Here is a 15,237-nt window from a genome sequence, read left to right as displayed (position 1 = left end):
CCCGGGGGGGTCCCCACCAACCGCGGCCCCCGCGCCGGGGGCTGGCCCCGCTGCTACACGGATCGCGCCCGCACCATCCCTGGAGACGTTCGCATACCCCTGTAGCAGCGGCGCAAGCCGCGTCGGCGGCACACGCGCAGGGTCAGAACAAACGCGGCGCCCCCGGACGCTACAGGGACCGCGCAAGCCGCGTCGGCGGCGCACGCGCAGGGTCAGAACAAACGCAGCGCCCCCGGACGCGGCTCGCGCCGCTGCTACAGGGACTTCGGGTTTAGAAAACCACGCCTTGGCTGCGCAGGTAGTCGTCGTACGTGCCGCTGAAGTCGACCACGCCGCTGGCGCTCAGCTCGATGATGCGGGTGGCCAGGGAGGAGACGAACTCGCGGTCGTGGCTGACGAACACCAGCGTGCCAGGATAGTTCTCCAGCGCCAGGTTCAGCGCCTCGATCGACTCCATGTCCAAGTGGTTGGTCGGCTCGTCCATGATCAGCACGTTGGGCTTCTGCAAGGTCAGCTTGCCGAACAGCATGCGCCCCTGCTCACCACCGGAAATCACCTTCACCGACTTGAGAATCTCGTCGTTGGAGAACAGCATGCGGCCCAAGGTGCCACGCACCATCTGCTCGCCCTGTGTCCACTGGCCCATCCAGTCGAACAGGTTCATGTCGTCTTCGAAATCGTGCGCGTGGTCCTGGGCGTAATAGCCAAGCTCGGCGCTCTCGGTCCACTTCACCGCGCCCGCGTCCGGGGTCAGTTCGCCGACCAGGGTACGCAACAGGGTGGTCTTGCCGATCCCGTTCGGGCCGATGATCGCCACACGCTCGCCAGCCTCGACCACGAAACTGAAGTTCTCGAACAACGGCTTGCCGTCGAAGCCCTTGGACATGCGCTCGACGGTGACCGCCTGGCGGTGCAGCTTCTTGTTCTGCTCGAAGCGGATGAACGGGCTGACACGGCTCGAGGGCTTGACCTCGGCCAGCTGGATCTTGTCGATCTGCTTGGCCCGCGACGTCGCCTGCTTGGCTTTGGAAGCGTTGGCCGAGAAGCGCGAAACGAAGGTTTGCAGTTCGGCGATCTGGGCTTTCTTCTTGGCGTTGTCCGACAGCAGCTGCTCGCGCGATTGGGTCGCCGCGGTCATGTACTCGTCGTAGTTGCCCGGGAACAGACGCAACTCGCCGTAATCCAGGTCGGCCATGTGGGTGCAGACGCTGTTGAGGAAGTGCCGGTCGTGGGAAATGATGATCATGGTGCTGTTACGCGCCGTGAGGATGTTTTCCAGCCAGCGAATGGTGTTGATGTCCAGGTGGTTGGTCGGTTCGTCGAGCAACAGCACTTCAGGATCCGAGAACAACGCCTGTGCCAGCAGCACCCGCAGCTTCCAACCCGGCGCGACTTCGGTCATCGGGCCGAAATGCTGCTCCAGCGGAATGCCCAGACCCAGCAACAGCTCGCCGGCACGGGACTCTGCGGTGTAGCCGTCCATTTCCGCGAACTCGGTCTCCAGCTCGGCGACGGCCATGCCGTCTTCCTCGCTCATTTCCGGCAGCGAGTAGATCCGGTCGCGCTCGGCCTTGACCTTCCACAGCTCCTCGTGGCCCATGATGACCGTATCGATCACGCTGAACTGCTCGTAGGCGAACTGATCCTGACGCAGCTTGCCCAGGCGCACGTTCGGTTCGAGCATGACCTGGCCACCCGAGGGCTCCAGATCGCCGCCCAGGATCTTCATGAACGTCGACTTGCCACATCCATTGGCGCCGATCAGGCCGTAGCGGTTGCCGTTGCCGAATTTCACGGAAACGTTCTCGAACAGCGGCTTGGCGCCAAACTGCATGGTGATGTTAGCTGTGGAGATCAAGGAGCTTACCTATCAATAACTGGGGGAGCGATGGGTTCAGGTGATATCGATTCTATGGCCGACGCGATACCACGCTGGAGCCGGGCAATAAAGGCGGGATGCAGACCGGACAGTGCGGCTATTGTCGCATAGGTACGGTGGTAGTTGTACGTCTGCTCTACGTACTCTCGGTTCGGCGAAAGCCTGGTCCATCGCAAGGCCACGGCCGTGTGACGGACCGTGTCTCCATTGTCAGCCCTCGCGCCCCAACTGCGCCAGACTCGTCGCCAGTTCATTCTTCCTGAACGGCTTGCTCAACCGCGGCAGGTCCGGGTCGAGGCCCTCGCGCTCGGCATAGCCTGAAACCAGCAGGATCGCGGTCCCCGGCCGGGAGCAGCGGACCTGCCTGGCCAGATCGGTGCCGCTGATGCCCGGCATGAGGTGGTCGGTGATCAGCAGGTCGAAGGCCTCGCCGGTGTCCATCAGGGCGATGGCTTCCTCGCCGGATGCGGCCTCGATGACGCAATAGCCCAGTTCGGCCAGCATGTAAGAGGTACTTGCCCGTACCAGCTCTTCGTCGTCCACCAGCAGCGCGACGCCGCGGCTGGAGGACAGCTCCGGCGTGTCGACCAAGCGCAGGGCCTCGGCGGGAAGGGTAACGCTGCGTGGCAGCCACAGCTCGACGTTGGTCCCCAGGCCCGGTGAGCTTTGAATGGTCAGCGCGCCGTTCAGCTGCGAGGCCAACCCATGCACCATCGACAGCCCCAGGCCGGTGCCCTGGCCGACGCCCTTGGTGGAGAAGAACGGTTCCACTGCACGCGCCAGCGTGGCGGCGTCCATGCCCGAGCCGGTGTCCGCGACGGACAGGCAGAGGTAGTTGCCCACGGCAAGCCCCGACCGATGCCCTGCCTCGATCGACTCCATGCAGGCGGATATGCGCAGTGTTCCGCCCTCGAGCATTGCGTCTCGGGCGTTGACGGAGAGGTTGAGCAGCGCCATTTCGAGCTGGTTGACGTCGGCGATCGCCGCGGGTAGATGCTCCGGCGCATCGACGACGACCTTGATCTGCGGGCCGGTGGTGCTGGCCAGCAGGTCGCCCATGTCGCTGACCAGCTTGCCGACGTTGACGGCAACCGCCTGCAGCGGCTGGCGTCGGGCAAAGGCCAGTAGCCGCTGTACCAGCGTCTTGGCGCGATCCGCCGATTGCACGGCGCCGGAGATCAGCCGTTGTTCCCGCTCGCCGCCCACGCCACGGCGCTGGAGCATGTCCAGCGTGCCGACGATCGGCGTGAGCAGGTTGTTGAAATCGTGGGCCACGCCACCGGTGAGTTGCCCCATGGCTTCCATCTTCTGGCTCTGCCGCAAAGCCAATTGGACTTCTTCGCGCTCGGCGATGGCTTGGGCCACGCGCCCTTCGAGGGTGGCATTGAGCTCGCGCAGTTTCTCATCGGCGTTCTTGCGGGCGGTGATGTCCATCGCCGTGCCAGTGACGCGCAGACAGCGTCCGTGCTCATCGAACACGGCCCGTCCCTTGGCCGCCACCCAGCGAACCACACCGTCCTCGCGACCGATGGTGCGGTAGTCCACGTCATAGAGGGCCCGGTGGTCAGGATCCATGGCCGCTGTGAAGGCCTCTATGGTCGCCCGGCGATCGTGAGGATGCAGACCCTGATAGAAGTCCTCGAGAGTGACCGACACATCGGCCGAGATGCCGAACATCGCTTTGGTCTGCGGTGGCCACACCAGCGTGTTCTGCACCAGGTCCACGTCCCAGAACCCGACATCGGCGTGGTCCACCGCCAGGCGCAACCGGGCCTCGCTGGTGCGCACGGCCACATCGACTCGCGCGCGGTGCACCATGAGACCGATGGTCTGCACGACGAAATCGATGATCTCGACGTCGGCCGGCACGGCCTGGCGTACCTCTGGGTGATACAGCACGAAGGCACCCATCACGGCGCCCTGCGTCGAACGGATCGGAGTCGACCAGCACACCTGCAGGCCATGCTCGTTGGCCAGCACTGCCAACTGGTTCGCCAAAGCCTCGCTCGAACTGTCGCCGGCGCTCGTCTTGCCAGCGTCCAAGTCCAGGCAGAGACCTTCGACCGCCCCGGTGTAGTGACCAGGAAGGCTGGGGCCCACGAAGCGCTGCACGCGCCGCCCCTGGTCGTCCAGCAGCAGAACGCTTCCCAGCAGACCGGACGTGGACAGGGTTTCGACCTCGCGCACGATCGCTTCCAGCGTGACGTCCAGGCTGCCTTCGGCCACTGCCAGCGCGAGCATGCGGTTCTGCGCAGCGCCAATGGCGGCCGCGCGATTGCGCGCCTGGGTCAGGCGCGCGTTTTCGATGGCAATGGTGGCCAGGCGCGCCAGGCTTTCCAGGCGTTCGATGGTGTCGCGGTTATGGGGGCGCACTTGCGACCAGTACGCGCCGAGCGCGGCCACCGCCAGCGGTTTGCCGATCGGGACCATGACCAGGCTGCGCACGAACGTCGGGTCGTAGGCTTCTCGCGGGATGCGCGGGTCCAGCCGCACGTCCGGGATGACGTAGGTCTTGTTGTCGAGCATCGCCCAGCCGGACACGCAGCGATCGATCGGAAACGTCTTGCCGCTCCACAGCGGGGAAACCGCATCCTCGGCCACGTAGGTGCAGTGCCCGCCATTTTCGATGACGATCGCGATGCCCTCGGCGCCCACCGTCGCCCGAGCCGTGTCGCGAAGAACGCTGACCACCTCGTCGATGGACTCGGCCATGGCCAGCCGTTCGCTGGCCTGTAACACGTGGGACAGTCGTTCATCACTGTCGGAACCCTTGGGTACGATGTGCAAGCGGATCTCCGGTGGATGAGGGAGGTAGCAGGCGAGATGCCCGACGGTCCAGTTTCTCAGAAATGCGGCCGAGCCGATAGCACGGCCGTAAAGCTGAAAACTGCCGTTGGTCTTCCTACCTGAGCACCGACAGTCGGTACACCCCGGCATCATTGTCGATCCCATGGGTGTCGTGGGCAAAGCCGGGAAACGCGCGGTCGAAGCTCTCCAGCGCCTTCAGGTAGGCGAGCAGCGGACCGTCCGCAGCACCGGCGTTCTCGCCGGGCATCAGCAACGGAATGCCGGGCGGATAGGGCACGATGCCCGTCGCCACGACCCGTCCAGCCGCATCGTCCAGCGTCACCAGTTCCACCTCGTTACGGACCAGCTTCTCGTAGGCCTGTACCGGGCTGAACTCGGCTTGGGGCAGCATGCCAAAGGCTGCCGCCATGGCGGCCGTAGTGCGATTGGCCTTCATCGCCGTGAAGATCTCTTCGGCCAGGTCTCTGAGGCCCATGCCGCTGTAGCGCTGCTGCGTGGCGGCGAGCAGGTCGGGCAGGCACAGTTCCAGCTCAAGGTTGGCGTCGTAGTCGCGCTTGAAATCCAGCAGTGCGTTCACCAGGGTGCCCCACTTGCCCTTGGTGATACCGATGGAGAACAGGAAGAGCAGGGTGAAGTCGGTGGTTTTCTCGACCACGATCCCTTGCCGGCCCAGATACGCACTCACCACACAGGCCGGAATGCCGAAGTCCAGCAGTTGCCCGTCGTCGCCCATCCCGGGGGTCAGAATCGACACCTTGATCGGATCGAGCATGCAGTAACCGTCTTCGATGTCGCCGAAACCATGCCAGACTTCGCCGGGGTGCAGCACCCAGCAGTTCGGGTCGGACTTGAGCTTCGCCGGATCGACTTCATGGAAGTCGATGGCGGCCCCGCCGATGTCTATCGACGGTGGCTGCCAGCAGGACACGAACCAGTCGTCGTTGGCCCGCATGTCAGCGTGCATCCGTGAAATCACCTGGCGAAACGCAATGGCTTCCTCGATGGATTCATTGGTCAGGATCTGCCCGCTCGGCGCCTCCATCATGGCCGAACTGACGTCGCAGGAGGCCATGATCGCGTAGTTGGGCGAGGTTGACGCATGCATCATGTACGACTCGTTGAAGCGTGCGTGGTGAATAGGATTGCGCCCGTTGCGCACATGGATCATCGATGCCTGGGACAGCGCGGCCAGCAGTTTGTGGGTGGACTGGGTGGCGAACACCGTCGGCTTGGAGGCGTCGTGGTCATCGGGGCTGCCGTGCATCGCGAAGCGGTCCTTGTACAACGGATTGAACCGCGCGTAGCCATACCACGCCTCGTCGAAGTGCAGGCGGTCGACGCTTTGCCCGAGCAATTCCTCGACCCGTGTGACGTTGTAGGTCAAGCCGTCATAGGTGGAGTTGGTGACGATGGCGTGCACCGGCGTGGGGTCGATGTGCGGCCCGACCAGCGGGTTGCTCGCAATGGCCGCGCGTACCGCGGCCGCGCTCAACGTCTGCGGCAGGATCGGGCCGATGATGCCGAAGCGATTGCGCGTCGGCACCAGGTAGGTCGGGATTGCCCCGGACAGGGTCATCGCGTGCTCGGCAGACTTGTGGCAGTTACGGTCGCACAACGCGATCTGATCGCGGGTGACGCTGGCCATCAGGATCACCCGGTTCGACATCGACGAGCCATTGGTGACGTAGTAGGTGCGATGGGCGCCGAACACCTTGGCCGCGTATCGCTCGCCCTGGCCAATGGGGCCACTGTGGTCGAGCAGCGAGCCCAGTTCGCCAACCGAAATGGACAGGTCGGAGCGCAGCAGGTTTTCCCCGAAGAACTCATAGAACGCCCGGCCAGCCGTGCTTTTCAGAAAGGCCGTACCGCCGGCGTGGCCCGGGGTGTGCCAGGAGTATTCATAACTGCGGGCGAACTTGAGCAGGGCGCCGAACATGGGCGGCAGCACCGCTTGGCGATAGCGTTCCATGGCCGCCAGGATCCGCCCACTGAGGAAACGACTGGTGTCCTCGGGCAGCCAGATGAAGTCGTCGGCGTGCTGCATGACGATCAACGGCACGTTGGATGCGGTGCTGCGGTCGCTGATCAGGAACACCGGCACCCGCGTGTTGCGCTCGCGCAGGCGGGCGAGCAGATCGATGCATTGCTGATGGTCGGCACTCCTGTCCATTTCCCAACTGAGCAATACGCACTGGATCGCCGGGTCGGTGCTCAGGATCGACTTGGCATCGTCCAGGCGCTCGGAGGTGATCACGCTGATGGATCGCTCCTCCACATCGGTGATCAGCTGAATCAGCGCCCGCCCGAACACAGTGCGTTTGTCGGGTTGGTCGCTGATCAACAAAGCCAGCATGCCGAGCAGGTTTCTATGGTCCGTCATGGTCGCGCTTCCAGGGCAGGGGGGGTGGTTGGGGTACGGGGCAGGCTGTTCACCGGAATCGGCGTGCCGACGATGTGCAGGGCGGCAACGGTCTGGGTCGGGGCGCTGTTGTTGAGCGCTTCCAGGCGAATCAGGCGGTTGTTGACGAAGCCGAACAGCGTGTAGCCGACAATGGTCGCCACGCCGCCCAGCATCAGGGCCTGGGCTCCCGAGCTGTACAGCGCCAGGTAGCTGTAGGCTGTCGCGACCGCGGCGACGACGTTGGTTATCAAGGCCTTGTTGGCCGGGACATTCGACACCTTCTGCAAGGTCATCAAGGTGGCCATCGACAGAATGTACGGCACCAGGTTGGTGACCACCGCCAGGTTCACCAAGGTGTCGAACTGCTTGGCCAGGTCTGGGCTGATGGTCAGCAAGGCCATCGCGGTCTGGATGGCGAGCAGGATCAGCATGCTGATGATCGGCACCCCGTGCTTGTTGATCTTGGCGAAGATCGGCAGAAAGTAGCCCGTGTCGGCTGAGCTTTTGAAGACCTGGGCCACGGTGAACTGCCAACCCAGCAGCGAACCGATGCAGGCGAGCACCATCAGGCCCATGACCAGGTTGCCGATCATCGGCGTGAACATCTTGGCGAACACCAGGCCGAACGGCGCGGTGGAGGAAACCAGCTCGGCATTGTCGACGATGCCGGCGATCACATTGGTGGACAGGATGTAGATCACCGCCGCGCCCAACGTGCCGCCGAGCACGGCAATGGGTACGTTTTTTTCCGGGTTTTCCACGGCGTCGCCGTTGGCACACGCCGATTCCAGGCCAAGGAACGCCCACAGGGTGATTGCCACCGAGGCGCCGGCCGCTTCGTACCAGGGCATGTCGTGGGGGTTCCAGCCGGCCGCATAGGTGCCGCTGTCGAACCAGAACCAGCCGATCGTCGACACCAGCACCACGGGTGCGATCACGCCCCACACCGTGATCGCGCCGATCTTGCCGGTGACGCTCGCCCCGCCGAAGTTGGCGAAGGTGGTCAGCCATAACAGCGCGATGGTCGCCAGACCCACCTGAAGCGAATCGAGTCTGATATCGAACAGGGTCTGGATGTAACCCACCGCCGTGATGCTGATCGCCACGTTGGCGATCAGCAGGGACAGTCCGTAGGTGTAGTTGGTGATGTAGTTGCCCGACTTGCCGAAGGTGTATTCCGCGTAGCCGCCCATGCCACCGGTCTTGCGGCTGAGCATGCCGCAGCGGGCGAAGGCATAGGCCAGGGCCAGGGAGCCGGTAGCCGTGATCAGCCAGGAGAGGATCGAAATGCCGCCGACTTCGGCGAGCTTGGTGGGTAACAGAACGATGCCGGATCCCAGCATGTTGACGGCTGTCAGCATGGTCAGCTGACTCACACTCATCTTTTTCATGACGGCCACTCCATTGCCTGAATGATCAGAGAGGCCTTTAGCTATAGCAAAGAAAGCTCAGAAGACAAGGCAGTGGCTGGTTTGCAGGGAAGGGCAAACCGCTCGTCACGTCAGTGGCACTTCCCGGGTTGCGGTGGTCTCCCACTATCAGGTGCGGATAAACCGCGCCACGAAAGGAGACATATCATGGTCGAAGACAACAACCACCCGCAGAATCCGTATCCAGGGCCCGCCGAGCCAGGTAGCGGGGAAGAGGGCTACCCTGATATCCACGACGAGCATGATGACGAACAGGACGGCTCGCCTGGCAACAAGGCGGTGGAAGAACCCGATACCGAGGCCAATCCACCCGTCGACGAAGACGAAGAGCCTTCGCCCGGCAATAGCCTCTAGCTAATATCCTCTAGATAAGAGCCCGGCCTGCCCAGTGAACCTGCACCCTGCCTTGCGCAGGGCGCTTGCATTTTACGCCGAGCCCGAGGCGTCCTTCAGGCCATTGAGCTGCATGTACTCCTCCCACGGCATGCCAGCCATCTCGGCCACTTCCCTGTGAACCTCCAGCCTTTGCGCCTGAAAGTCTTCCGGGGTGTCGGCGGTGAGCTTGAGGGTCAGTTCCCAGGCGAACAGGTCCTGGCCATTGGCGGCTTCTTCGAAGGCCTCGTGCAGACGTTCGGCGCGATATTCCTCGATGCTCAGCCCTGCCGCACGTGCGGCCAGGGGGTTGAGGCTGCCCAGTTCCGTTTGCAGCTCGGGACTCATCTCGAGAAAACGGTCCAGTGCGGCCTGGTGACGCGAATCGGGTTCTGCCATGGGGCCTTCGATCGGTGTGGGAAAGGGCACGATTGTGCAGGCCCCCGTCGATGCAGGCAATGCCGGGTGCGTGCGGTTTTGTGACGAAGTGCACGTAAGCCAGTGGAACGCGCGGTGCCTGGCGAGCACTAAGGCCTATCCCCATTCATCACCGCAGGACCTTGCGATGGCCTACGTGTTGTTGCTGTTGGCAGGCGCCGTGCTGGCGACTTCGGCCGCTCTGTGGCCGCAATGGTGTGGCCGCTCCGGGACGGTCGGGCGCTCGCGCCTCGGCACCTGGTTGCTCGGCCATTTCGAGGTGCTGGGTGCCTTCTTCCTGCTGCTCACTGCCATGCACCTTTGCCAATGATGCTCCGGCAATGGTGCTGCCCGTTCACGTCGATGCTACATTCGCGGTTTATCTGAATCCGGAATGGAAACGACGATGCGAATCATCGCTGCAGCACTTGGCCTGTGCGTACTCACTGGTTGCACCAGCCTCAACATGAAACAGGCGCGCAGCAGTGCGCCGGTGCAGACCGTGACGTCGACGAAACCTGCGCAGAAGATTGCCCAATGCGTGCAGTTCAGCTGGCAGGACGAAGCCATGTTCGGGGTGATGACCGATGCGTCCAGCGAAGCCAGCGATGGCGGTTACACCGTGTTCACTCCCGCAGCCACGTACTTCGCCGACATCCGCCCGCGCGGTGCCGGTAGTCAGGTCAGCTTCTACGCCCGCGAGCAGGGCGAGGTCGCCACGCGCCGACTGGCATCGCTGGCCACCTGCCTTTGAGCACGAAACGTCCTGATTCTGCGTCAAGATAATCTGCACCCCTGCGATGCAGTCGCGTCTGATGCCATGAGTTCATCGATCCACTGAAACCACTGTGCTTTGTGAGGATGATATGGCACCCAGCAGTTCGACGCAGATTCCCGACCCTCTGGACGGTCTCAACGACCCGGCCGCGCCCGAACCCTACGCCGAGGGCAAGCTCGACGAGGACGTGCGGCCTGGCGACGAAAGCCTGTCGCCCATGCCGATGGACCGCGACCCTGAGCTGGACCCGCGCCAGGTGCGCACCCAGACCGGCGACGCCGACATGAGCCCGGACGATCCGGCCTGAGCCTACCAGCTGATTCGCAACCCCAGGCTGCCCTGCAGGCTTTCCTGGGGTTGTGAATCCAGGCTGCGGGCGTAGTCGGTGTTCAGGTACAGGCTGACGTCGTCGCTGAGCCGCGCCGCCAGGCCCATGCCCAGTTTGGCTTGAGTCGCCCGGTGCTGGCTGCGCAGGGTATCGACCTCATCGAAGGTCACTGCGTCTTCGCCGTCAAGCGTGCGCCAAAGGTTGGCCTGCACATAGGGTTCGACCGGCGTACCGCCCACCCGATACTGCCCTTTCAAACGCACTCCCAAGCGTGTCCGCCAATAGTGCTCGGTGTCGAATGCCACTTTCGATACGGGATCACGCGCCGTGTCCAGCGTGATTTTCTGCCCGACCACTTGCACCTGTGGCTCCAGCAACCATTGCTCGGAGAGTCTGAGCGGGTAACCGGCTTCCACGGATACGGCCACCCCGTGTCCGTCGAGGTCGAGCGTGTAGCCGCGTTCGGAGCGGCTGCGTCCCTCGAATCGGGTGCTCATCGCGACCAAGTCAAGGTAGGCCCCCGCAGGGCTGATCACCGTCCAATAGGCGCCAAGATTGTCGGCGCGCAGGCGGATGTGGCCCGAAGGGGTGTTGTCGAACCCCAGGGCGAAGCCGCGCACTTTGCCATCCAGCCGAGCATGCCCGGCGAACAGCCCGACGTGCTGGCGGTAGCCGTTGTCGCTGAGGGCGGCGAACAGATCGTGGCCGACCTGGTAGCCACTGATAGTGCTGCTCAGGTTAGGGGTCGCAGCGCCAGCCCACTGCTGTCGTCCGTGACTGCCGAAGGTCCGGGCCCACCCGGCAGGCAGGACGCCGCGTTCCGTAAGCAGGCTTTGCTCGCCCTGACGCTCATGGAAGCTCCCCAGGCTGTCTAGCGCCAGCAAGGCGGCAGCGGGCGGCACGACGCTGTAGGCGGGCACTTCGATCCGATACAGCACGATGCTCTGACCGGGGGCCGGGTGTGGCAGGTTCGGCGTGCCGATCGCCGCGATGGGTTCCTGAGCGCCCGGCGCAGGGGTGGGTGGCGTTGGCTCTGGCTCAGGAGGCTGCGGCTGGACCGGCGGCTCGATGACGGGTGGCTCGACTGCGGGCGGTTCTATGACCGGTGGTTCCGGCTCGGCTACAGGGGGTTCGACCACTGGCGGCTCGATGACAGGCGGTTCGACCGTGGGGGGCTGGACCACGGGGGGCTCAACGACAGGCGGCACCACCTCGGGCGGCTCAGTGACCGGCGGTACCACCACGGGCGGCGCCACCACGGACGAACGCAGGAACCAGCTGTTCTCGCTGCCCGCAGTGACCCCACCCTTGAACAGGTAATACTGATAGGCGCCGACCGACAGGTTGTTGGCCAGGGTAAAGGCACCGTTGGTGCTGGTCGCGCCTTGAGTGGCCTCCACCAGTGTGATGCCGTTGGCTGTGGTCTGCGCGCCACGGCCATCGAGGTTGTCGACGGTAATGGCAGTGAGGCCACTGAGCGTGCCTTGAGCCACGACCAGCCGATCGGAAGGGGCGTCGTCACCGGCGAGCACCGTCTGCAGTTTCAGGCGCGCGTCGTTGCCCACGTAGTTGCCGATGACGGTCAGGCGGTCTTCCGCCTGGGCGCCACTGCGGGTGAGGTCGATCAGCCCGGCATTGTTCAGCGTGATCGTCTGACCCTCGACGATCGGGCCGACCGTGCCTTGGGTCGCGCCCAGGGTGCTACTGCGGTCGAGAGTGAGCAGGCCACTGTTCGGCGGCGTCGAATCGTCCGCCAGGCTCAGGCGATCGGGCAAGTCCAGCACCGAGCCGTTGCTCAGGTTGATCGTTTCCCAGTAGCTGTAGCGTGCGCCGCCAGTTGTTCTGCTGTTGTCGAGGGTCAACGTATCAATGCCGGCGTCCCCGTAGATCAGGCGCGGCGATGCCAGTTGGGTTTCCTCCAGGTTGCTCAACAGCGCCGTGTCGTCGCCTGCGCCCATGCTGATGGTGCCGTGGATCAGGCCCGCGTCGCGCCAGAGGAAGCGGTCGTCGCCGAAGCTCAGCAAGACATTGCCGCCGATGTCGCCACCGCTCACCGTGACCTCGTCGACGCCGCCACTGACGCTGATGTTGCCGCCGATGCTGCCACCCGACACGGCGATGGTATCGTTGCCGAAGCCGGCGACCAGATTGCCGTTGATGCGGCCTCCAGACAGTTCGAACAGGTTGTTGTCCAGCTTCATGTCGACTCGGCCAATGGTGCCGCCGCTCATTCGCGCGATATCACCGTCCTCGAAGGCGCCAACGATAGTGCCGTCGGTCATGGAAAAGGTGTCCAGCCCGTCACCTTGGCTGAGCGATTGGATCTGCCCGCCGCGCATGATGAAGCTGTCGATGCCGCTGCCCTGGCTGACCGGGCCGCTGATGGTACCGCCTATCACTTCAAGCGTATCGGCGCCATCGCCCTGAATCAGGGAAGACAATCGCCCCCCGCTGACGAGCACCGTGTCCGCGCCTGCACCGGTGTTCAGCACGCCTTCGATGCTGCCCGAGCCCAGCAACACGCTGTCCTGGCCAGGGCCGAATTCGACCGCTCCAGTGATGGTTCCGGTGCCGCCTGGGGGCAGGGTGAGGCTGTTGTTGCCCAGCAGATCGCTCAGCGAGGAAGCCGTTCCGCTGTCGCACACGTAAGCGTCATTGCCCAGGCCGAGAGCGAACGTGCAGTCGGCCAACGCCATGTCGGAGGCGGCCCAACTGGTCAACAACGACGCGGTCAATAAACAGCGGTATCTAAACAACTCGTTGGTGTTCATCGACAACTCCCACACACGCGTTCGCCGCGAAACAAGACGCGGTGAGCGATCAAGTGGTAAATGGAATCACATGGTGCAACGAGTGTAGTCGAAGAATATTGGAAGTTGCTCTGAAAGACAAAGTAGTATGAAGTTATTCAATGGCGGCATGGATGAAAAAAGTTATTCATCGATGCCGCTATTAGTTGCAAAGGTGTTCCTGGCTGTTTGTGCTCAAGAAGCCTTGCGCGGGCTGCGTCTGGCCGGGGCTTTTTTCGCGGCGGTTTTCGCTTTGGCCGGCTTGGGCTTGGCCGCAGCGGAAGGCTTGCCTGCGAGGCTGCGCTTGAGCAGCTCGGTCAGGTCGATGACGTCGGCGGTTTGCCGTGACGCTTGGTCGGACTCGGTTTCCACGTCTTCGATTTCACCTTTGTTGGCCTTCTTCTCGACCAGTGCCATGATCTTCTGCTCGAACTTGTCGACATATTCTTCGGGCTGCCAATCGCCACTCATGTCTTCGACCAGACGCTTGGCCATGTCCAGTTCTTTCTTGGTCAGTTCGGGCTTTTTCACTTCCTTGCCCAACTCCAGAATATCCAGGTCACGCACTTCGGAAGGCCAGCGCAACTTCACCATCACCAGTGCACCGTCCAGCGGCATCAGCGCAGCCAGGTATTGGCGGGTGTGCAATACCACCAGGGCCAGTGCAACTTTCTTCGTGCTGATCAATGTTTCCCGTAATAGTGCATACACTTTTTCGCCACGGCGATCCGGGGCGAGAAAGTAGGGTGTGTCTATATTGGGCAGGGGGATCTGGGTGCGATCGACGAAAGAGAAGATATCGATGGTTTGTGTCGATACAGGGTGGGCCGCTCGGATTTCGTCTTCGCTCAGGACAACGTAGCGACCTTTCTCGTACTGGACGCCCTTGACGATGTTTTCCTTGTCCATCTCCTTGCCGGTCTTCTTGTTGATGCGCTTGTAGCCGACCGGGTCCATGCTGCGTTTATCCAGCCAATCGAAGTCGACGCCCTGTGAGGCAGTGGCCGAAACCAGGGCCACGGGGATGTGCACCAGACCGAAACTGATCGCGCCTTTCCAGATTGCTCTTGCCATGGTGAAAATTGCCCCTGAGCGGTGTGTCTGCAGGGGACCCTACGGGGATCGGCAAAGTTTCAATGGCCTGGTGTTATGCAAATTGCAACGGCTGTGCACCGTGATCTTGCACAATGCACGACGCGTTGATCAGGTCTGAATGCTAACTCTTTGATTGATATAGGAAGTACGCTTTGGTGCAGAGGGCATGAAAGGTGCACCGTCTTCGGGCAAGCCCGACTTCAGGGATAAGACCAAGAATGGAGTGTCACCATGTTGTCCACCCTTGAACTGCGTAACATCATTGAAAGCAGTTTCCTGCCCCAGCGCTGCCAGTGCACCCAAGCCACCGATCGTTCCTTGACCGTACGTGTTTTCGATCAGGCGACGCATAAGGTCGACTACACACTCAGCGGAATCCGCACCGAGCAGTTGACCAGCAGCCGAGCGATTTCCAATCTGATTGCGGGCATGCGCACCGACCTCAAGCGCCAGCATCAGATGCCGAGGGCTGTCGGCGAGTACCTCTGAATCAGCAACGACTGTGCCGTGTTCATTTCGACGAACCGCGTGTGCCGCCGACGCGGCTTGCGCCGCTGCTACAGAAGTCGTCGTTTTCATTAAGCACGTCTTTTGTTGATACGGCGTCGCAAGTGGGCGGTGGTTTTGATGGAGTGCGGTGTTTACCGATGTGATGTCAGTCGCGGTAGAACACTTGTACCAGGTGGTAACCGAATTTGCTCTTCACCGGGCCATGTACCGTGCGCAGCGGTTTCTTGAAGATGATCTGATCGATCGCTCCCACCATCTGCCCAGGGCGGACCTCGCCCAGATCGCCGCCGCGCTTGCCGGACGGGCAGGTCGAATACTTCTTCGCCAGCACATCGAACGCTTCGCCCTTGGCGATCCGCAGGCGCAGCGCTTCCGCTTCCTCGGCAGTCTTGACCAGAATGTGCCTTGCTTGTGCCTTCATTACCCGATG

At 62.8% G+C, this 15,237-nt stretch carries 13 protein-coding genes; 5 read left to right on the top strand and 8 right to left on the bottom strand.

Going from position 1 to position 15,237, the window contains the following annotated elements:
- Positions 1-271: 271 nt before the first annotated feature.
- From QMX89_RS19125 to potE, 4 genes are all read right to left on the bottom strand, one after another.
- Positions 272-1,858, bottom strand: a complete 1,587-nt coding sequence (locus QMX89_RS19125; protein ID WP_082223560.1) for an ABC-F family ATPase — start codon at positions 1,856-1,858, stop codon at positions 272-274.
- Positions 1,859-2,089: 231 nt separating this feature from the next.
- Positions 2,090-4,666, bottom strand: a complete 2,577-nt coding sequence (locus QMX89_RS19120; protein ID WP_282349419.1) for a GAF domain-containing protein — start codon at positions 4,664-4,666, stop codon at positions 2,090-2,092.
- 115 nt (positions 4,667-4,781) lie between these two features.
- Positions 4,782-7,067: an Orn/Lys/Arg decarboxylase N-terminal domain-containing protein gene (locus QMX89_RS19115; RefSeq protein WP_282349418.1), complete on the bottom strand. Its 2,286-nt coding sequence runs from the start codon at positions 7,065-7,067 to the stop codon at positions 4,782-4,784.
- A complete protein-coding gene (gene potE, locus QMX89_RS19110; RefSeq protein WP_282349417.1) occupies positions 7,064-8,488 on the bottom strand; it encodes a putrescine-ornithine antiporter in 1,425 nt (474 codons plus the stop codon). The genes QMX89_RS19115 and potE overlap by 4 nt, the downstream gene beginning before the upstream one ends.
- A gap of 177 nt (positions 8,489-8,665) precedes the next feature.
- On the opposite strand from potE, the gene QMX89_RS19105 reads away from it, so the two are divergent.
- Positions 8,666-8,872 carry a hypothetical protein gene (locus QMX89_RS19105; protein ID WP_090358644.1) on the top strand — a complete coding sequence of 69 codons (207 nt, stop codon included), beginning with the start codon at positions 8,666-8,668 and terminating at the stop codon, positions 8,870-8,872.
- A 72-nt stretch (positions 8,873-8,944) separates the two neighbouring features.
- On the opposite strand, the gene QMX89_RS19100 is transcribed toward QMX89_RS19105, so the two are convergent.
- On the bottom strand, positions 8,945-9,289 hold the full coding sequence (locus tag QMX89_RS19100; protein ID WP_049859371.1) for a DUF6388 family protein: 345 nt from the start codon (positions 9,287-9,289) through the stop codon (positions 8,945-8,947).
- Positions 9,290-9,455: 166 nt separating this feature from the next.
- Here QMX89_RS19100 and QMX89_RS19095 point away from each other — a divergent pair, with 166 nt between their 5' ends.
- The 3 genes from QMX89_RS19095 to QMX89_RS19085 all read left to right on the top strand — a co-directional run bounded on the left by QMX89_RS19095 (position 9,456) and on the right by QMX89_RS19085 (position 10,392).
- Positions 9,456-9,638: a hypothetical protein gene (locus QMX89_RS19095; RefSeq protein WP_049859372.1), complete on the top strand. Its 183-nt coding sequence runs from the start codon at positions 9,456-9,458 to the stop codon at positions 9,636-9,638.
- Positions 9,639-9,713: 75 nt separating this feature from the next.
- A complete protein-coding gene (locus QMX89_RS19090; protein ID WP_056842915.1) occupies positions 9,714-10,061 on the top strand; it encodes a hypothetical protein in 348 nt (115 codons plus the stop codon).
- A gap of 112 nt (positions 10,062-10,173) precedes the next feature.
- Positions 10,174-10,392 carry a hypothetical protein gene (locus QMX89_RS19085; RefSeq protein ID WP_282349416.1) on the top strand — a complete coding sequence of 73 codons (219 nt, stop codon included), beginning with the start codon at positions 10,174-10,176 and terminating at the stop codon, positions 10,390-10,392.
- Positions 10,393-10,394: 2 nt separating this feature from the next.
- On the opposite strand, the gene QMX89_RS19080 is transcribed toward QMX89_RS19085, so the two are convergent.
- Together QMX89_RS19080 and QMX89_RS19075 are read right to left on the bottom strand one after the other, a co-directional pair.
- Complete coding sequence (locus QMX89_RS19080; RefSeq protein ID WP_282349415.1) at positions 10,395-13,184, bottom strand: autotransporter outer membrane beta-barrel domain-containing protein; 2,790 nt, start codon at positions 13,182-13,184, stop codon at positions 10,395-10,397.
- A 213-nt stretch (positions 13,185-13,397) separates the two neighbouring features.
- Positions 13,398-14,276, bottom strand: coding sequence for a Ku protein (locus QMX89_RS19075; RefSeq protein ID WP_049859376.1), 879 nt, complete (start codon positions 14,274-14,276; stop codon positions 13,398-13,400).
- A 252-nt stretch (positions 14,277-14,528) separates the two neighbouring features.
- Between QMX89_RS19075 and QMX89_RS19070 the strand changes: the two genes are divergently transcribed.
- Positions 14,529-14,786, top strand: coding sequence for a DUF1652 domain-containing protein (locus QMX89_RS19070; RefSeq protein ID WP_049859377.1), 258 nt, complete (start codon positions 14,529-14,531; stop codon positions 14,784-14,786).
- 166 nt (positions 14,787-14,952) lie between these two features.
- Here QMX89_RS19070 and QMX89_RS19065 read toward each other — a convergent pair whose 3' ends face one another.
- Positions 14,953-15,228 carry a peptidylprolyl isomerase gene (locus tag QMX89_RS19065; protein ID WP_043189034.1) on the bottom strand — a complete coding sequence of 92 codons (276 nt, stop codon included), beginning with the start codon at positions 15,226-15,228 and terminating at the stop codon, positions 14,953-14,955.
- Positions 15,229-15,237 lie beyond the last annotated feature (9 nt).

Source organism: Pseudomonas sp. PS01301 (assembly GCF_029960215.1).
In the GTDB taxonomy this organism is placed as follows: domain Bacteria; phylum Pseudomonadota; class Gammaproteobacteria; order Pseudomonadales; family Pseudomonadaceae; genus Aquipseudomonas; species Aquipseudomonas coleopterorum.
The sequence above is the reverse complement of the archived record's forward strand: the minus strand, read 5'-3'. Positions and strand labels throughout refer to the sequence as shown.